Source organism: Clostridium tanneri, from assembly GCF_033659955.1.
Lineage (GTDB): Bacteria > Bacillota > Clostridia > Clostridiales > Clostridiaceae > Clostridium_AM > Clostridium_AM tanneri.
This window is the reverse complement of record NZ_JARUJP010000001.1, coordinates 171780-189990: the sequence shown is the minus strand read 5'-3', so window position 1 is coordinate 189990 and position 18211 is coordinate 171780. Positions and strand designations below refer to the sequence as shown.

Here is an 18211-nt window from a genome sequence, read left to right as displayed (position 1 = left end):
CTTACTACAGACGATACTTTATTATATAATGAAATTATAACTCATGTTACCACAGAGTTAACGGGGAGGAGTCATTATGGAAGGTAAGGAAATAAAAGTTTTAATATTTAGTATAAATGGAGAGCATTATGCTACAGATATAATGGAAGTGGAGAGAATTTTAGGTTATGAGGAACCAACAAAACTTCCAGATTCACCAATGTTCGTTGAAGGGGTTATTAATTATGAGGGTAGTATTCTGCCAGTTATATCCCTTACTCACAGATTTGGCCTTGTAAATAGTGATAAAAAGGATGAATCAAAGATAATAGTAGCTAAGCAATCAGGCAGTAAGATTGGAATTATAGTTGATGTGGTGTCAGAAGTAAGAGATGTAAATGAAAAAAATATAGAAGCACCACCAGAAATAGTTTCAGGTATTTCAAGAAGATATATAAAAGGACTAATTAAAATAGATGGTAAAATAATTATATTCCTAAACCTAGGTACAATATTAACAGAGGAAGAAAAAATGTTTATTTAGTATAAATTGAAAGGTGCATATTTATGGAAGTAAAAGAAATAAAAGTAGGGATTGCAGACATGAATACTGCCTCCGCCCCTGATAGAATAATAACAGTAGGACTGGGTTCATGTATTGGAATAGCTATATACGATAAAACAAAGGGTTTGGGGGGACTAGCACATATAATGCTGCCAGACAGCACCCAATTTAACAATGTTACTAACCCCCTGAAATTCGCAGACTTAGCCATTCCTATGCTTATAGATAAATTAGAAAAATTGGGAGCATCAAGAAGAACTATGAAGGCAAAAATAGCTGGAGGTGCTTCTATGTTTAATTTCTCAGATAAGAGTATGATTATGGATATAGGAAATAGAAACAGCATTGCAGTAAAGAATTCACTTAAACAGCACTCTATTCCAATAATCGCCGAAGATGTAGGTGGAAACAAAGGTAGGACAATGATACTCAGCAGTTCTGATGGATTAGTTCAAATAAAGACTGTTGGAATGGGAGTTAAAGAGCTTTAGTTAAGAGGTAATTTTAATAAAAATGGAGTGATACTAACTTGAAAAAAATAAAAGTTTTAGTAGTAGATGATTCCGCTTTAATGAGAAAAATAATCTCTGATATGATAAATGAGGAGATGGATATGGAAGTAATAGGTACAGCAAGAAATGGAGAAGACCTATTAGCTAGACTTGATACTAGTTTACCAGACATAATAACTTTAGATGTAGAGATGCCTAAAATGGATGGTATCACCGCCCTTAAGGAACTAAAAAAAAGAAATATGAATATCCCGGTAATTGTCTTAAGCAGTATTTCTAAAAAAGGACCTCATATGACTATGGAATGTCTAGAAGCAGGAGCTTTTGATTTTCTACCTAAGCCCTCTGGAGCTATATCATTGGATATAAACAAAGTAAAGACTGATTTAATTGAAAAGATAAGGTTGGCATATGGAAAACTTGCTGTTCAGCCTAAAGATACTGTAAAGGTTGCAGAATGTAATAACAGCAAAAGCCATAGAAGAGGGAAGGTTGGCAAAATAGATGCAATAGTTATAGGCGCTTCTACAGGAGGGCCAAAGGCATTATATACGGTAATAACCTCTTTTCCAGAGCGTTTAGGAGTTCCTGTTTTCGTAGTACAGCATATGCCTGTGGGCTTCACAAAGGCCTTTGCTGAGAGGCTTAATTTAAATAGTAAACTAAAGGTAGTAGAAGCATCAGATGGAATGAGTATAGAAAAAGATACAGTTTATATTGCCCCAGGAGGATTTCACATGGAAGTAGGCTGTGACCAAAAAATACACTTAAATACAGAGCCTACTCTATGGGGAGTGAGGCCAGCAGTTGATAAGCTATTTATATCAGCGGCAAAAACCTATGGAGCTCATATTATAAGTGCAGTGCTTACAGGTATGGGAAAAGACGGAGCTCAGGGAACAATGGAAATTAAAAAATGCGGTGGAACTACTATATCAGAAGACAAATCTACCTGTACCATATATGGTATGCCAAAGGCAGCTTTTGAAACAGGTATGGTTGATATGGTACTTCCGATAGATAGTATAGCACAGGAACTTATAAAAGTAGTAGCTGGGAATGGGAGGTAAGCTTTATGGATATGGCCTATTTTGAGCAGTGGGTACTGAAAGAGTTTAATATAAACTTATCAGCTTATAAGTCAAATCAACTGCATAGAAGAATAGGGAGTTTAATGTCAAGAGTAGGTGCAAAAACCATAGATGAGTATATAACACTGTTAAAAAAGGATCCTGCTCAAAAACAAAAATTTCTAGATTTTATAACGATAAATGTTTCAGAGTTTTTTAGAAACCCAGAGATATTTGAAGATTTAAAAGAAAAGCTAAAGAGTGAATTGTTGAAAAACAGCAACTCACTTAAAATATGGAGTGCTGCCTGTTCTATTGGAGCAGAACCTTATTCTATAGCTATGTACTTAGACGAGTTATCACCATCAGGGCGGCATAAAATATTAGCTACAGACTTAGATAATACTATACTTGAAAAGGCTAAAAAAGGGGAATATGTTTCCTCAGAACTTAAAAACGTAAAAAAAGAATACTTGGGTAAGTATTTTGCAATAAAGGACGATAAATATAATATAAGCCCGAAAATAAAGAGTATGGTAACCTTTAAAAAACATGACCTTATACTTGAAAGTTATGAACGAGATTTTGATTTAATTGTATGCAGAAATGTGGTAATATATTTTAATCAGGATGTGAAAGATCAAATTTATAAAAAATTTAGTCAATCCTTAAAAAAAGGTGGGCTGCTGTTTGTAGGCGCCACTGAAAGTATATATAATTATAGAGATTATGGGTTTGAAAAAGCTTCCACCTTCATATATAGGAAGCTGTAAGGAGGGAATATAATGGATACATCACAGTACATGTCGATGTTTTTAGAAGAATCAATGGACAACCTACAGACATTAAATGATTCTCTACTCCAACTTGAGCAAGAGCCAGATGATATAGATAAGTTAAATGAAATATTTAGGGTAGCTCATACAATAAAGGGAATGGCGGCAACAATGGGATTCAACCAGATGGCAGAGCTTACTCATAAAATGGAAGATGTGCTTTCTGAATTTAGAGATGGACAGCTTAAGGTTACAGAGAAGGTTGTTACAGTATTATTTAAGTGCCTAGATACTTTAGAGCAGATGGTTAATAATATTTCTGATGGGGCAGAAGATGAAATGCCTATTGATGAAATAATAAAGGAACTAGAGTCTATTACTGAGGGGAAGGCAGAGGAAGCACAAACTAAGGAAGAAATTCAAGAAGAAAAAGTTGATGGAACACCAGTTGAGTTAAACGAGTATGATATAAATGTGGTAAAGCAGGCTGAGGATAGAGGTTTTCATTCTTACCAGATAAAAATAAAGCTAAGTGAAAATACTCTATTAAAATCTGCTAGAGCATTTTTAATATTTAAGAGTTTAGAAGAGTTTGGTGAAATAATAAAATCTATACCAAGTGCAGAGGATATAGAAAATGAAAACTTTGACTTTGAAATAGATTTAATATTCCTATCTACAAAGGATAAAAACGAAATATACGAAACACTGATGAATATTTCAGAAGTAGACAAGGTTTTAGTAGGTAGTGTAGATGTAAAGGCAGAGAAAGCTAAAAAGATTGAACAAGAGCAAACTAATGTTGAAGAAATCAAAACTAAAATAGAGCCAAAACCTGTAGTTACAGCCCCACAAAGCAAGAACAATAACATTGCTAAGCCAGTACAGAAGGAAGTTCATAAGAAGACTCATCAATCTGTAAGAGTAGACTTAGAGAGACTTGATAAGTTTATGAATATGGTATCAGAACTTGTTATTCATAGAACAAGACTTGAACAGATAAGCAGCAATCATAGATTAACAGATCTAAATGAAACTTTAGAGCAGGTTGCAAGAACTACATCTGACCTTCAGGATTTGGTTATGAAGATTAGAATGCTTCCACTAGATACTGTATTTAATAGATTCCCAAGAATGATAAGAGATCTTTCCGTTGAACTTGAGAAGGAAATGGAGCTATTAATTCAGGGAGCAGATACTGAACTTGATAGAACAGTAATAGATGAAATAGGAGAACCTCTTATCCATTTGATAAGAAACGCAGCAGACCACGGCATAGAGTCAAAGGAAGAAAGAGTTGCAAAAGGAAAAGATCCAATAGGAAAAATAAAGCTTATAGCTTACCAAGAAGGAACTAAAGCTGTAATAAAGGTTGAAGATGATGGATCAGGAATACCTGTAGATAAAGTTAAGGCAAAGGCAGAAAGACTTGGCATAAATACAGACGGAATGACTGATAATGATATTAGAAACTTGATCTTTATGCAGGGGTTCAGTACAAACGAGCAGGTTACAGATATCTCAGGAAGAGGAGTTGGTATGGATGTAGTTAAAACAAAGATATCAGCTCTAGGCGGAACTGTAGATGTAATAAGCGAAAAAGATAAGGGTTCAACCTTTATAATAAGACTTCCACTAACATTACAGATAATCCAAGCTCTTCTTGTAAATGTTGGTAGCGAAACTATGGCTATATCTCTAGGGTATATTGATAGAGTTATAGACTACAGTGATGATTTAGTAAAAATGACTAATAATAAAGAAGTGATAATATATAATGGTAATGTTACGCCGCTTATAAGACTTCACAATAGATTAGGAGTTGGAAAGTCTGACAGCATTAAGAACTATATAGTAATAGTGAAAGTCGGAGAGAAAACGGTGGGACTTATGGTAGATGGATTGCTGGGACAGAAGGAAATTGTTATAAAACCACTAGGAAAAACACTTCAAGGACTTAGAGAATATATAGGGGCAACGATACTAGGGGATGGATTGGTAACTCTAATACTTGATGTTGCTGCTTTGGTGTAAGGAGGTAAGAATCATATATGAGCTATCAAAACCTTAGTCCACTACAGCTTGACGCTCTTAGGGAAGTAGGAAATATAGGTACGGGAAATGCTGCAACAGCTCTATCACAGCTTATAAATAAAAAAGTAGATATGACGGTACCAAATATAAATATAGTTCCTTTTGATGATATATTTTCAAGCATAGGTGGAGATGAAATAGTTGTAGGAGTTATAGTTAGAGTACTAGGAGAGACCCCAGGCAATATATTATTTGTATTTGAAAAGGATACAGCTTTAAGTTTAGTTCAAATTTTAACAGGAGAAAAAGAAGAATATCTAAGTGAAATGGGTAATTCTGTAATATGTGAAATAGGAAACATTATATCAAGTTCCTATATGAATGCTATATCTAAATTCACTGGACTTACTATAATGCCTTCTGTTCCAGCTGTAACTTACGATATGCTTGGAGCAATACTATCTACAACTTTTATTGAGTCAGGACAGTTTGATGATTATGTACTTGACATAGAAACTGTATTTATAGAAAATAACGCAGAAATAAGTGGGCATTTCTATTATGTACCAATGCCTGGCTCACTTGAAAAAATATTAAGCACTTTAGGAATTAGTTAATAACACTAGATGTGAAGGATTTTGGAGGGAATAAAATGTCAAAAATATTAATTGTTGATGATGCTGCTTTTATGAGAATGATGATAAAGGACATATTAGAGAAAAATGGATACGAAGTTGTTGGAGAAGCAAACAATGGAATAAAGGCTGTAGAATTATATAAAAAAGAAAAACCAGATGTAGTTACAATGGACATAACTATGCCAGATATGGATGGTATAGAAGCAGTAAAAGCAATAAAAGCTTTTGATCCAGCAGCAAAAATAATAATGTGCTCAGCAATGGGACAGCAAACAATGGTTATGGATGCTATAAAAGCAGGGGCAAGGGACTTTATAGTAAAACCATTCCAGCCAGACAGAGTACTAGAAGCTATAAAAAAGGTTATAGGTTAAAAATTAAATATTAAACTAAGTCAAGGTATCTATGTGCCTCTATCTTATGTACTATTAATTATCATTGCTGATTTTAAAAATCCTAGGAATAATTGAGTATACATCAGATAGAGGTACATAAATTAAAGCTTATTTAAATTTTCAATAATGAAAATTTGCTTTTGGGATTGAGAATTGAGAATTGAGAATGATAGAAATAGGTAAATTTAATATTTGATGTGGGATGAATTTAATTTAGAATTTATACAGATAATTACTTATAACCTCTAAAGATAATTAAATTATGGTCGAAAATTATCAGGTAATAGTAAATATTTTATTATAACTAAAAACTAAATTAAAAATACTCCATATTATAAATATAAAAAGAATTTCACATTCTGTTTTATGAAAATAGATTCGTTCTCAATTTTCAGTTCTCAATTGAACTATTTAGAATTTTAAGTATATGTTATGGATAAAAATTATGATAAATATTTACTATATGGAGGTGTAGCCATGCAGGTTGTTATATTTAAATTAAATAATGAACAGTTTGCTGTAGAAACTGTTAAAGTTCAAAGCATAAATGATGCTATGGAAATAACAAAGGTGCCAAAGGCTCCAGCACACATAAAAGGTCTTATTAATTTAAGAGGGAATGTAATATCACTTTTAGATATAAATTTATTACTTGATGTACCAAAGGAAGAAGAAAAACAAAGTAATATAATTATTTTAGAAATGGAAGACGAACTTGTTGGAATAACTGTAGATCAAGTAGATGAAGTTTTAGATGTTGAAGAAGATATAATCGAAAAGATAAGTGATGAAAGTAAAAAAGCATATATAGAAGGAGTTATAAACTTTAAAGACAGAATTGTAACACTTATAGATATTGATAAATTACTTTCAGCATAATATAAGAAATTGTAATTAGAAATGAGGGAAAAAGATGGCAGATGTGTTATCACAGAGCGAAATAGACGCCCTTTTATCTGCGTTATCCGCCGGAGAACTAACACCTGACGAAGTGCCGAAGGAAGAGGAAAAGCAAAAAGTAAAACCTTATGACTTTAGAAGTCCTCAGAAGTTCTCTAAGGATCACATAAGGACTCTTGAGCTTATCCATGATAATTATGCCAGAATAATTTCAAACTATTTAACTGCGCAGATGAGAACTAACGTAAAAGTTAAAATAGAATCCGTTCAGCAGATAACCTATGAAGAATTTATTCATTCTGTGCCGAACCCAACTATTTTAACTGTATTTAGAATGCCTCCTTTAAGCGGTTCTGTATTATTTGAAACAAATCCTCAGTTTGTTTTTGAAATAATAGACGTGCTTCTTGGCGGAAAAGGTGGAGGAAAGCATAGATTAAGAGAATTTACTGATATTGATAAAAATATCATTAAGGTTGTAAACTCAGGATTAATATCAAACTTAAGACTTGCTTGGGAGGATGTACTGGAAGTTCAGACAGAAATAGAGGGTCTGGAAACTAATCCAGCTCTAAACCAAACTCTAGCACCAAATGAACCAGTGGCTTTGATAACTTTTTCAGTAGAATTAGGTAGGGGAAGTACCTTTCTTAATATATGTATACCATATCTAAGTATAGAAAAGGTTCTAGACAAGTTAGTTGTTCAATATTGGTTCCAGGAAAATGATGAAGATATCGTAAAGGAATCAAGAGAAAAGTTAAGAGAAAGATTAAATATAGTAAGTATGGAGCTTTCCGCGGTACTTGGTACTGCCACTATTACTGTAGACGAGTTTTTGAATTTAAATATAGGTGATGTAATAACTTTAAATGAAAAGACCAGCAGCCCTGTTAAACTAATGGTAGACGGTAAACCATATTATTACGGTAAGCCTGGTACACTAGGTAAAAATATGGGGATACAGATACTTGATATTATAGATAAGGATGTGGAAAATTATGGGTAATGGGTTTCTTTCACAAGAAGAAATAGATGCACTTTTAAATGGAGGAGAAGATACGCAGCCAGACCCTTCATCAACTACTGCAGCTGCAGCAGAATTGGACTTGCCGGAGTTATCGGATTTAGAGAAGGATTTACTAGGGGAAATTGGTAATATATCAATGGGATCTGCTTCCACGGCACTTTCTCAGATTATAAATCAGTCAGTAAATATCACTACTCCAGTAGTAAGTGTAACCTCACTTAGAAATTTAAAAGGCGAGTTTGAGATACCAAATATTGCCTTAGAAGTTAAATATACAAGCGGTATAGTTGGTGAAAACCTTCTTGTAATGAAAATTACAGATGCGGCGGTAATTGCAAACCTTATGATGGGTGGAGAAGGTATTGTTGCTGCAGATACAATGACAGAGTTAACGGAAATAGAACTAAGTGCTGTATCAGAGGCTATGAACCAGATGATAGGATCTGCAGCTACTTCAATGGCAACTATGTTTATGAGGGAAGTTAACATATCCCCACCGTTATCCAAAATATGGAATGACTTGACGGCCCCTCTAGCAGAAGGTATATCAGATGATGAGCCTATAGTAAAGGTGTCCTTTTCTCTAACCATAGGAACTTTAGTAGATAGTTATATGATGCAGTTACTTCCAATAAAAACTGCTAAAAAGATAGTTTCAATAATGATGGGACAGGAAGAAGCAGGAACACAGCAGACACAAACACAAAATATATCAGAGCCTCAGGTAGTGTCACAGCAGTATTCACAATCAGCTGCTCAACAGGTTGCATATGAAAATACACAACAACACAATAACTATTCTCAGTCAGTGTATGAAAAGCCGATAGAAACACATAGACAGCCACAAGTAGAGATAAATCAAGCTACTTTCCAGCCACTAAATTCATTAGGTGCAAGTCAAACTGTGCCTAAGAATATAGATTTAATTTTAGATGTACCTCTAGAAATATCTGTAGTTCTTGGTCGTACAAAGAAGAATATTAAGGATATATTAAGCTTAGGAACTGGTTCACTTATAGAACTAGATAAACTAGCAGAAGAACCGGTAGAAATATTGGTAAATGGTAAGAAAATAGCTTATGGTGAAGTTGTGGTAGTTGATGAAAACTTTGGTGTAAGAATTACAAGTATCATTAGTAACGAAGATAGAATTAAGTCTTTGGGAAAATAAAGACAGCCTTTTACAAAGGGCTGTTTTCTTTTTTAGCAAAGATAAGTGGAAAATATAAAGTTTTAACTGTCAATTTAATTGAATTTGTATTTTCACTAAAATAGTAAAAAAAAGGATTTTACACTGAAAATAAGGTTCTAAGGTATAAACATTAAATTCATTTACCCGATAATATTAATAGTAGGGATGCAATAATTTTTATTGTAGATTAGGAGTGTAATTAGTATGAAGATTAATGGAGTTAGTCCGAATAATATAGTAGGTTTATATTCAAATAATAAAATGGCTGTAGAGAAGAAAATGGAACTTTCACAAAAGGATTCTATTCAGATTTCATCTGTTGCAAAGAGTCTAAGTTCGTATTCAATAGACGATAAGTTTGTTACTTCAAAAGAGAAAATAGAAAGATTAAAAAGTGAAATATCTAATGGTACTTATAATAGAGACTCAAAATTGGTAGCGGCAAAGATATTAGAAGAAATGAAAAGAATTTAGTTAACATTAACATATTCCCTGAAACTTAAATAACGTCAAGTTAGGTGAAAGTTATACACTGCCAATTAAATAAACGGAGGTATGGTATGGTAAGTGATTTGAACAGAGTTATATTAGAAGAGCATAAAGCACTTCAAGCTCTTCTTTCTGCTTTAGATGGACAATTTGAATATCTGACCAAAAGAGAAGTCTTTGCTCTAGATAAAATTGCAGCTACAATTGAAGAATGTGCAAAAGAGGTCGCTAAATTTGAGATTCAGAGAAGAAAGTTAACTAATGGTCAAGGAATGAGTGAAATAGTTAACCAGTTAAAAAACGAAGAACTAGAAAATAATTATAGAAATATAAAAAATCTTTTAGAAGAAATACAGCTTCAAAAGGATACCAATGAGCTTTTAATAAGGCAGGGTCTTGGCTTTACAACTCAAATGCTTAATGTTTTAAACCCTGACAAGGGACCTAAGACCTATAATCCTTATGGGAAGAAAAGATAGAAGGAGTGAATTAAATGTCCGGTTTATTTGGGACTTTTCATGTAGCAAAAAGAGGGCTCTTTGCGCAACAGAGAGCTATAGATGTAACATCACATAATATTGCTAATGCTAATACGGAGGGATACTCAAGACAAAGGGTTCAGCTTGAAACTACAAGGCCTTTTCCAATGCCAGCTATGAATAATGCCGCTGAACCAGGCCAAATTGGTACAGGGGTAGCAGTAGCAGCTATTAATAGAATAAGAGACTCCTTCCTCGATTACCAAGTAAGAGTTGAACTAGGAGTTGATGGTCAGTTTAAAGGAAGAGATAAGTTTTTAAGTGAAATAGAAAATATCCTTAACGAGCCTTCAGATACAGGTATGTCTACACTTATTGGTAAGTTTTTTGATTCGTGGAATACCCTTGCCACTTCTGCAAAAGAGTCTAATGCCAGATCAATAGTTGCTCAGCAATCTTTAGCACTTACTAACGAGTTAAATCATACCTATGCAAGACTTGAAAATCTTAAGGACAATACACAAACCATGATAAAAGATACAGTCTTTGACATAAACAGTATGCTTGGACAATTAAATCAAATAAATCAACAAATAAAGCAGGTAAAAGTAGCAGGAAATATTCCTAATGATTTAATGGACAAACGTGATTTGCTATTAGATAAGTTAAGTACTAAGTTTGGCATAAAAATAGACAAGAAAGACTTTGAAGGAATCGATGTCACTACAGCAAATGATGGGAAATATGCGGGTGTAGGTGATAACGGTACTGCACCACTTGATAAAAATGGTAAGCCTTTAAATATAGTTCAAATATTAAATCCAAATAATTCTGTTAAGTTTTCCTATATAAAGAGTATCGTTAAAGAAGGCTCCTCAGAAGAAAAATTTGAAGGATCAGGAAGCTATACCGTTACCTACTACAAAAATGGAGACACTACTTCAGAAAACAATAAGGTAACTATAAAGGTTAAGCTTGAGGATACAGGGAAGCCAGGAGATGAAGGTTATATAAGTGCAGCAGATAAATTTAAGCAACTGGACGAATCTAGGGTGCTTTGGGCTAATAATAATGGCATAGCTCTAAAGGTTGATGGTGCAAGAACAGTAGCTGATACAGCAGATAAGAGCAATTTAACTGACAAACAAAGTTGTAGCTTTGAAGAATTAGCTCTGTTTAAACCGCCAACTGGTGAGTTAAAAGGATACATGTCTGTACAAAGTGATGTAGACACTTATGAAGGACAGTTAGACAAATTTGCTAAGGCCTTAGCTTTCGCAGTAAACGGAATAATTAGTCAAAATAAAGGTTCTGTTAAAGATAACGGGGAAGACATAAACAACTTTTTCGTTAATGGAGATGCAGCTAAAAATGGTGTTTATACAGGAGACGAAAGTGCAATAGCTGAAGCAGAGCAAAATATAACTGCAGCCAATATTACTATAAATACGGCTATATTAGATAATCCTATGAGAATTAAAACTGCAGCTAAATATGATGAGAATGGAAAGCCGTTAAGTGGTGAAAGTGATGGAAAAAGAGCCTTAGCAGTAGAAATGCTTAGAGACAAATTGATGAAAATTCAGGATGTAAATACTGAAACCACAAAGTCAGGATTTTTAAAAGACATATTTAGTTCTGATCCTAATTTAGGTGGTTTAAATGTAATAACAAATGATATCGGCGGTATGACGTTAGATAGCTATTTCAAGGACACTGTAAATAGGCTTGGAATACAAGAACAGGAAGCAAGAAGAATGGTAGAAAATGAAGCAAAGGTTTTAGCTGGATTTGAAGAATCAAGGGCTTCAGTATCAGGAGTATCTCTTGATGAAGAAATGGCAAATCTTGTTCAGTTTCAGCACTGCTATCAAGCCAATGCTAAGATTATTTCAACGGTAGACGAACTTTTAGATGTAGTCATAAATGGACTTAAAAGATAAAAACTATTACTAAATTAGTGGCACAGAAACAGTCTTTGTGCTGTGTCAATTATTTTAATTAAAAGAGGTGATTATACTTTGAGAGTTACAAATAAAATGCTTGCTAATAATTATCTAAGTGATATGCAGACGAATTTAGGAAAAATGAGGCAACTTCAGCAGCAGATGTCATCAGGAAAGAATTTTAGTAAACCTTCAGATGATCCTTTTAACGTATCAAGATCAATGCAGATGCACACACAAATAGATGCGAATAAACAGTATAATAAAAATATAACAAATGTAATAAACTGGCTTGATACTACAGATACAGCACTTGGCCAGCTAGGAAATGTATTTCAGTCGATAAGAGAAAAAATGGTATCAGCAGGGAATGCAGCCTATGGTTCTGATGAAAGATTAAAGATAAAGGATGAGATAAATCAAAGAATTGGGCAAATATCACAGGTTTTAAATACAAGCTTTGATGGTGAGTACATTTTTGGTGGTACTAAGGGGGCGTCGAAGCCTGTAAACGCTGAGCTTGATAGTGCTCAAAACAATAGGTTAATATATACCAGCAGTGGTGGCAAGGAGTTGAAAAAGCTTCCAAATGTCACATCCGAAACTGTTACTCCGAAAAACTGGTCAGGAAAAAAAATAACCTTTAATATAGATGGAAAAGATGTAGAAATAACTTTAGATGCTTTTACAGATAAATCTTCTGTAGATGATGTAGTAAATAGCATAAATAAAAAGATAAGTGAATCGGAGACTGGTACTCCACCAGAAAAACTCCTAAGAGGGAAAATTATAGCAGAAAAAAGTGCAGATGGAAAGAAAATATCATTTTTTACTCAAAATAATGATAAAGTAGCTATTTCAGCAACGGATATTGATGCTGCTGAATTTAATAGCAAAAATCAGGAGTTTCCTAGTATGCAGATGAATATGATATCTGGCAGCCGCGAAACAGAACTTTCACAAGGAGTAATAATAAAATATAATGTTTCAGCTGTAGATGTTGTTAACTATGGCAATTCAGATAAAGATAATATAATGGGTTTAATGCAAAGAATATTAAATCACTTAGAGGGTAAAGATGATAATGGAAATACAGATGCTGAAGCTGGAACAAAAGCTTTAACAAATCAGGATTTAGTAGATATAGATGCTGCTATGTCTCAAATACTAAAGTTCCGCTCTGAGGTTGGTGCAAAGCAAAAGAGAATGGAAGGCGCCAAGGAACAAAATGAACAGTCAAACCTAGACATGACTGATATCCTCTCTAAAACAGAAGATATAGACATAACAGAAAAAACCATGGAATATGCAGTTATGCAAACAGTTTATTTAGCATCATTGCAAACTAGTGCTAAGGTTCTTCAGCCAACACTAATGGATTATATGAGATAAGTATTCAATGGACAATGAGGAAAACTATCATTGATAGCCATAAACTTTCAGTTGTCCACTGATAAAAGAGGTGTTAAAAGGATGAAACTAAATACAAAATATCATGGAGTAAGAGAATTCGAAGAAAAAAATGTTATAAATTTTAAAAAAGGTATTCCTGGTTTTGAGGAATTAAAGAAATTTATTCTTTTCAACGTTGAAGATAATGAAGTATTCAGCATTCTTCAATCAATAGAGGATATGGCTATAGGGCTAGTAGTAATATCACCTTTTAATTTAGTAAAGGACTATGAGCTTAAATTAGATGAAGAAAAAGTTAGTGAACTTAAGATAGAAAAACCAGAAGATGTTTTAGTTTTAAATACAGTTACTTTAAACTCTAAAGTAGAAAATATAACTGTAAATTTAAAGGCTCCAATAATAATAAATATAAAGAATAATTTAGGGGAACAAATAATACTAGATAACCCTAATTATGTTATAAAGCATCCATTGTATAAAAATAATATGATAAGAATATAGAAGATTAGGAACTTATAAAACTAAGATGTCCTTTAAAAAGTATACCCTTAGTTTTGGGAGTGAATAGAGCATCCGAGGAGATGGTTAGATGTTAGTCATAAGCAGAAAGAAAGGTGAATCACTTCTCATAGGAGATGATATAGAAATAACAGTAGTAAAACTGGATGATAACTCTGTAAAACTTTCTATATCCGCACCTAAGAGTGTAACAATTCTTAGAAAAGAACTATATAAAGAGGTAGGACAGGAAAATAAAAATTCTGTAGCTTCTGATATTAGTGTTTTAAAAAACATAAAGAAGTAAAACTAAGAAATTGTACAAAATTAATTACTATATTAGGCAGATCATTAGTTTTTACTAAAGTCTGTCTAATACATATTATTTATATACAGTTTAACACAAATAAAATATAGAATTTAAAGTGAGAGGTGTTTACGCATGGAAGTTAACAATATAGGTCAAGGAAGACAGGCATCTTTGAATTTAAACACAGGTTCTATAGATAACAGTAATGAGGATATACAAGGGATTAGTCTAAATAATAACTTATCTGATACAGATTCTAAAAGCAGCGAATTAGGTTACCAGTTAAACAATAATCAGGACATATCAGAAAAGGATATAAAAAAAGCAATAGATAAATTTAATAAACTGCTAGAAGATAACGATACTCATGTAGAATATGAGTTATATGGAAAAACAAAAGAATTAACTATAAAGATAATAAATAATAAAACAAAAGAAATAGTAAAAGAACTACCACCGAAAAGGCTTATAGATATGATAAACAAACTTTGCGAATTAGCGGGAGTATTTGTAGATCAAAAAGCATAGGTGTTTATAATGCTATAATTTTATTATAAACAGTTTATCCATATCAATTATCTGTTTAATGAGGGGTGGTAGATTTATGGAATATAGGTTAAATAAGATTGACCCAGAATTACGACAGAGAATAAAGGAAACCACAAAATCGGGAAAAATTCATAATAAAGCTAAAATAGCTGTAAATTCAGATAGCAAAAATAAAGATAAAAAAGGTGGAGCAGACTTTAATTCTGAATTGGAAAAACAAAAGAAAGAAAGGGATAAGAATAAGAAAAAATTCACTGTGGAAGCAATAAAGATTGAAGAAGTTCAAGTCCCAGCTTATAAGGAAGCAGAACCTTCAAAAGATGAAATGAAGGGAAATCTTCTGGATGTAAGAAAGTAGAACTAGAAATAATTGAATTAGCAAAGTCATATTTAAGTTGAAGTTTATAGATAATTAATATTAGAATTCTGAACTACTAAAGTAAAAAAGGGGTGTATGAATGTGTATGCTTCAAATGCATATAATGCGTATAAAACTAATAGTGTAAATTATGCTTCAAAAGACCAGTTACTATTAATGTTAGTAGACGGAGCAGTTAAGTTTGCAAAAGTGGGTAGACAAGCGATTATTGACAAAGATATAAAGAGGTCCCATGAAAATATAGTCAGGACTCAGGACATATTTTATGAACTTATGGCAACTCTTGACGTAAATAAAGGTGGACAATGGGCTCATGGATTAATGAGTATTTATGATTTTATTGTAAGAAGACTTATAGATGCCAACATAAAAAAAGATGTATCGATAATGGACGAGGTTATTGCTCTAATAGAGGATGTTAGAGATACTTGGCACGAAGCTTATAAGATTTCGAAAATGACAAAATAAGGAAAATTTATTTCCAGAGGGGGGAGTAAGTTATGAGTAGCATAACTAATGCTAGTAGCAAATTTAGGTTAACAGGGATGGCAACAGGTATTGATACTGATGCCGCAATAAAACAGATGATGTCTGCTTACTATAGTAGAGTAGATAAAGTAAAACAACAACAGCAAGTACTTCAGTGGAAACAGGACTCGTATCGAGATTTTATTGGACAAATTAATTCTTTTAAAAGTAAATATTTAGATCCTTTATCAAGTAACTATATACTTTCAGGAAGTAAGATATCTACTTTTGATGTGAATACCACAGATACTAGTAATGCAGTTAAGATGACAGCAGGTACAGGAGCAGCGGAGGGAAATTATTCTGTTAGTGTTGGTAATATGGCAACTAAAGCATCTTCATTGTCAGGATCAACACCTTATATCAATTTAAAAGAAGCAACAAATAATTTAACCTTTCCAGTAGTGTTGGACAATTCAAATAATCAGATAACAGTGGATGGCAAAAGCATAACCCTTGATACAGGTAATTACAGTAGTTTAAGTAATGTTGCTTCAGCTATAAATACAAAATTAGCAGCAACTGATGATGGAAGCGGCAAGCTAAGTGATAGTATACAAGCTGTTGTAAAAGATAACGCTATAAAGTTTTATCACAAAGTAAAAATAGATGACACAAATAACAGCTTGAAGGTAACTGTACAGGGCAAAGATTATAATGTTACTGTTTCAAATGGAAACTATACAATGGAAAGCTTAGCATCACAAATTAATAGTAAGCTGTCAGGGGCTACTGCTACAGATGGAGTTACTAAATTTCCAACAGGAGTGAAAGCACAATCAACAGATGGCTTAAATATATCATTTGTAGACGCTAGTAATAGTTCTGTAGCTGGAAGTGTAAATTATTCAAATAGCGGTGCAGCAGTATCAACTACAGCAGTTTCATTAAGTAGCACAGGAGTAGCCAGTACTACTGTATCTACTCCTAATGTTTCAGGAAACACATTATCTTATGATCAAAAAATAATAAAAGATGTAAATGATACATTAACTGTGAAGATATTTGATGGAACTAGTACTACAACTAAAACGGTGAAACTAGCTGAACAAACATTCCATTGGGATTCGGCAACATCAGAGTTTAAAGATGCCTCAAATAACAACGCCATAAGCACTATAGCATCACAAATTACTACTCAGTTATCAGGAACAGGTATAACAGCAGATAAGTCTGTAGATGGTAAGTTAATATTTAAATCCACTTCAAAAAACCAAATCACTATAACAGGAAATGGGGCTAGTACCGTAGGGCTGCCTAGCTCATTTACTGTAGATCAGAGTATTAGTGATAAAATGTCAAATATAATAAGTGGAGAAGTTAAGTTTACTGTAAATGGTAAGACTTTTCACTACAACTTTAACAGTGATACCGATAATAAAACTAACCCAGATGACATTATAGTAGGTGCAAAAAATAAATCAATAGATGATATAATTAGAGATATTGAAAGTAAGGCAGGAGTAGATATTTCCTATACTCAGCTTACAAGACAGTTTGTAATGACTTCAACGCAAACTGGAGCTAGCCAAACTCTAACTGGATCAGATACTACAGGAACTTTCTTGAATAAAATTTTTGGTTCCTCTAGCATAAATAAAACGGGAGAGGATGCTACAGTTACGTTAACTAGTAATGGCGTTTCTACTACTGTTAAGCAGTCTTTAAACAATTTTACTATTGATGGGGTAAACTATGTATTAAATGGAACTACTACTAGTCCCATAAGCTTTTCTGTAAACTCTAATGTGAACAAAGGATTTGACTCCATTAAAGGATTTATAGATAGTTATAATGAACTTATAGGTAAAATTTCTAGTGCAGTAGAAGAAAAAAAGCAGTATACCTATTTGCCTCTTACTGATGAACAAAAAAAATCTATGAGTGACAGTGAAATAGAAAAGTGGGAAACAAAAGCTAAACAAGGTATACTTTCTAAAGATAGTACCTTGGAAAATATGCTGCTTCAAATGAGAAAAGCATTTTTTGATGGAGTTGAAGGTGCTGGTACTAATTTATTTGAAGTAGGATTAAATACTTCATCTGACATAGCTCAAAGAGGAAAGATAATTATCGACGAAGAAAAGTTAAAAGAAGCTTTAAAAAATGAACCAGACAAGGTAATGAGCTTATTTACTCAAAAGTCTACAAGCCATAGTTCTTATTCTCGAACTATGGGAAGTGATGATAGAAAAGAAAGATATAATGAAGAAGGTATATTTAATAGAATAAGTGACATTTTTGAAGATAACATATCAGTCTTCAGAGATAGTAATGGTAGAAAAGGAACTCTTTTAGAAATAGCAGGAATTAAAGGGGATTTTACAGAATATAAGAACAGTATTACTAGTCAAATTCAAGATAAAGAAACCAAAATAAAGGAAATGTTAGAAAAAATATATGATAAAGAAGAGAGATATTATAAACAATTTGCTCAGTTAGAAACTGCAATGAATACTATGAATTCTCAAAGCAGTTGGCTGGCTAGTCAGCTAGGAATGAGTCAGGGCTAGTGAATAAACTTAACAT

20 protein-coding genes are annotated in these 18211 nt (G+C 33.0%); all 20 read left to right on the top strand.

Going from position 1 to position 18211, the window contains the following annotated elements:
• The first annotated feature begins 76 nt into the window (after positions 1-76).
• A complete protein-coding gene (locus tag P8V03_RS00940; RefSeq protein ID WP_318796410.1) occupies positions 77-523 on the top strand; it encodes a chemotaxis protein CheW in 447 nt (148 codons plus the stop codon).
• 23 nt (positions 524-546) lie between these two features.
• On the top strand, positions 547-1035 hold the full coding sequence (locus P8V03_RS00935; protein WP_318796409.1) for a chemotaxis protein CheD: 489 nt from the start codon (positions 547-549) through the stop codon (positions 1033-1035).
• A 38-nt stretch (positions 1036-1073) separates the two neighbouring features.
• A complete protein-coding gene (locus tag P8V03_RS00930; RefSeq protein WP_318796408.1) occupies positions 1074-2126 on the top strand; it encodes a protein-glutamate methylesterase/protein-glutamine glutaminase in 1053 nt (350 codons plus the stop codon).
• Positions 2127-2131: 5 nt separating this feature from the next.
• Positions 2132-2899 carry a CheR family methyltransferase gene (locus P8V03_RS00925; protein ID WP_318796407.1) on the top strand — a complete coding sequence of 256 codons (768 nt, stop codon included), beginning with the start codon at positions 2132-2134 and terminating at the stop codon, positions 2897-2899.
• Positions 2900-2911: 12 nt separating this feature from the next.
• Entirely contained in the window at positions 2912-4936 is a 2025-nt protein-coding gene (locus tag P8V03_RS00920) for a chemotaxis protein CheA (RefSeq protein WP_318796406.1), read from the top strand.
• Between the two features lie 17 nt (positions 4937-4953).
• Positions 4954-5553 (top strand): chemotaxis protein CheC, encoded by a 600-nt coding sequence (locus P8V03_RS00915; RefSeq protein ID WP_318796405.1) that lies wholly within the window; start codon positions 4954-4956, stop codon positions 5551-5553.
• 35 nt (positions 5554-5588) lie between these two features.
• Positions 5589-5948 carry a response regulator gene (locus P8V03_RS00910; protein WP_261670849.1) on the top strand — a complete coding sequence of 120 codons (360 nt, stop codon included), beginning with the start codon at positions 5589-5591 and terminating at the stop codon, positions 5946-5948.
• A 498-nt stretch (positions 5949-6446) separates the two neighbouring features.
• The gene (locus P8V03_RS00905) at positions 6447-6848 is read left to right on the top strand and encodes a chemotaxis protein CheW (protein WP_318796404.1); all 402 of its coding nucleotides are present in this window, start codon (positions 6447-6449) and stop codon (positions 6846-6848) included.
• Positions 6849-6882: 34 nt separating this feature from the next.
• On the top strand, positions 6883-7878 hold the full coding sequence (fliM, locus tag P8V03_RS00900) for a flagellar motor switch protein FliM (protein ID WP_318796403.1): 996 nt from the start codon (positions 6883-6885) through the stop codon (positions 7876-7878).
• The gene (gene fliY, locus P8V03_RS00895; protein ID WP_318796402.1) at positions 7871-9070 is read left to right on the top strand and encodes a flagellar motor switch phosphatase FliY; all 1200 of its coding nucleotides are present in this window, start codon (positions 7871-7873) and stop codon (positions 9068-9070) included. The genes fliM and fliY overlap by 8 nt, the downstream gene beginning before the upstream one ends.
• A 225-nt stretch (positions 9071-9295) precedes the next feature.
• On the top strand, positions 9296-9565 hold the full coding sequence (gene flgM / locus P8V03_RS00890) for a flagellar biosynthesis anti-sigma factor FlgM (protein WP_318796401.1): 270 nt from the start codon (positions 9296-9298) through the stop codon (positions 9563-9565).
• 86 nt (positions 9566-9651) lie between these two features.
• On the top strand, positions 9652-10059 hold the full coding sequence (locus P8V03_RS00885) for a flagellar protein FlgN (protein ID WP_318796400.1): 408 nt from the start codon (positions 9652-9654) through the stop codon (positions 10057-10059).
• Positions 10060-10073: 14 nt separating this feature from the next.
• On the top strand, positions 10074-12002 hold the full coding sequence (gene flgK / locus P8V03_RS00880; RefSeq protein ID WP_318796399.1) for a flagellar hook-associated protein FlgK: 1929 nt from the start codon (positions 10074-10076) through the stop codon (positions 12000-12002).
• A gap of 78 nt (positions 12003-12080) precedes the next feature.
• A complete protein-coding gene (gene flgL, locus P8V03_RS00875) occupies positions 12081-13397 on the top strand; it encodes a flagellar hook-associated protein FlgL (RefSeq protein ID WP_318796398.1) in 1317 nt (438 codons plus the stop codon).
• Between the two features lie 81 nt (positions 13398-13478).
• The gene (gene fliW / locus P8V03_RS00870) at positions 13479-13919 is read left to right on the top strand and encodes a flagellar assembly protein FliW (RefSeq protein WP_318796397.1); all 441 of its coding nucleotides are present in this window, start codon (positions 13479-13481) and stop codon (positions 13917-13919) included.
• Between the two features lie 88 nt (positions 13920-14007).
• Positions 14008-14223, top strand: a complete 216-nt coding sequence (csrA, locus tag P8V03_RS00865; protein WP_318796396.1) for a carbon storage regulator CsrA — start codon at positions 14008-14010, stop codon at positions 14221-14223.
• Between the two features lie 135 nt (positions 14224-14358).
• Positions 14359-14754, top strand: a complete 396-nt coding sequence (locus tag P8V03_RS00860) for a flagellar protein FlaG (protein WP_318796395.1) — start codon at positions 14359-14361, stop codon at positions 14752-14754.
• 76 nt (positions 14755-14830) lie between these two features.
• Positions 14831-15133: a hypothetical protein gene (locus tag P8V03_RS00855; protein ID WP_318796394.1), complete on the top strand. Its 303-nt coding sequence runs from the start codon at positions 14831-14833 to the stop codon at positions 15131-15133.
• Positions 15134-15235: 102 nt separating this feature from the next.
• Complete coding sequence (gene fliS / locus P8V03_RS00850; RefSeq protein ID WP_318796393.1) at positions 15236-15622, top strand: flagellar export chaperone FliS; 387 nt, start codon at positions 15236-15238, stop codon at positions 15620-15622.
• Positions 15623-15654: 32 nt separating this feature from the next.
• Positions 15655-18195, top strand: coding sequence for a flagellar filament capping protein FliD (gene fliD / locus P8V03_RS00845; RefSeq protein WP_318796392.1), 2541 nt, complete (start codon positions 15655-15657; stop codon positions 18193-18195).
• Positions 18196-18211: the final 16 nt, after the last annotated feature.

Excerpts from the sequence above, each read along its gene's own strand:
- P8V03_RS00925 (WP_318796407.1), top strand. The coding sequence starts at position 2,132 with ATGGATATGGCCTATTTTGAGCAGTGGGTACTGAAAGAGTTTAATATA.
- csrA (WP_318796396.1), top strand. The coding sequence starts at position 14,008 with ATGTTAGTCATAAGCAGAAAGAAAGGTGAATCACTTCTCATAGGAGAT.
- fliY (WP_318796402.1), top strand. The coding sequence starts at position 7,871 with ATGGGTAATGGGTTTCTTTCACAAGAAGAAATAGATGCACTTTTAAAT.
- P8V03_RS00855 (WP_318796394.1), top strand. The coding sequence starts at position 14,831 with ATGGAATATAGGTTAAATAAGATTGACCCAGAATTACGACAGAGAATA.
- P8V03_RS00910 (WP_261670849.1), top strand. The coding sequence starts at position 5,589 with ATGTCAAAAATATTAATTGTTGATGATGCTGCTTTTATGAGAATGATG.
- P8V03_RS00860 (WP_318796395.1), top strand. The coding sequence starts at position 14,359 with ATGGAAGTTAACAATATAGGTCAAGGAAGACAGGCATCTTTGAATTTA.
- flgM (WP_318796401.1), top strand. The coding sequence starts at position 9,296 with ATGAAGATTAATGGAGTTAGTCCGAATAATATAGTAGGTTTATATTCA.
- fliW (WP_318796397.1), top strand. The coding sequence starts at position 13,479 with ATGAAACTAAATACAAAATATCATGGAGTAAGAGAATTCGAAGAAAAA.
- P8V03_RS00915 (WP_318796405.1), top strand. The coding sequence starts at position 4,954 with ATGAGCTATCAAAACCTTAGTCCACTACAGCTTGACGCTCTTAGGGAA.
- P8V03_RS00940 (WP_318796410.1), top strand. The coding sequence starts at position 77 with ATGGAAGGTAAGGAAATAAAAGTTTTAATATTTAGTATAAATGGAGAG.
- P8V03_RS00920 (WP_318796406.1), top strand. The coding sequence starts at position 2,912 with ATGGATACATCACAGTACATGTCGATGTTTTTAGAAGAATCAATGGAC.
- fliM (WP_318796403.1), top strand. The coding sequence starts at position 6,883 with ATGGCAGATGTGTTATCACAGAGCGAAATAGACGCCCTTTTATCTGCG.
- fliD (WP_318796392.1), top strand. The coding sequence starts at position 15,655 with ATGAGTAGCATAACTAATGCTAGTAGCAAATTTAGGTTAACAGGGATG.
- P8V03_RS00935 (WP_318796409.1), top strand. The coding sequence starts at position 547 with ATGGAAGTAAAAGAAATAAAAGTAGGGATTGCAGACATGAATACTGCC.
- P8V03_RS00905 (WP_318796404.1), top strand. The coding sequence starts at position 6,447 with ATGCAGGTTGTTATATTTAAATTAAATAATGAACAGTTTGCTGTAGAA.
- P8V03_RS00885 (WP_318796400.1), top strand. The coding sequence starts at position 9,652 with ATGGTAAGTGATTTGAACAGAGTTATATTAGAAGAGCATAAAGCACTT.
- flgK (WP_318796399.1), top strand. The coding sequence starts at position 10,074 with ATGTCCGGTTTATTTGGGACTTTTCATGTAGCAAAAAGAGGGCTCTTT.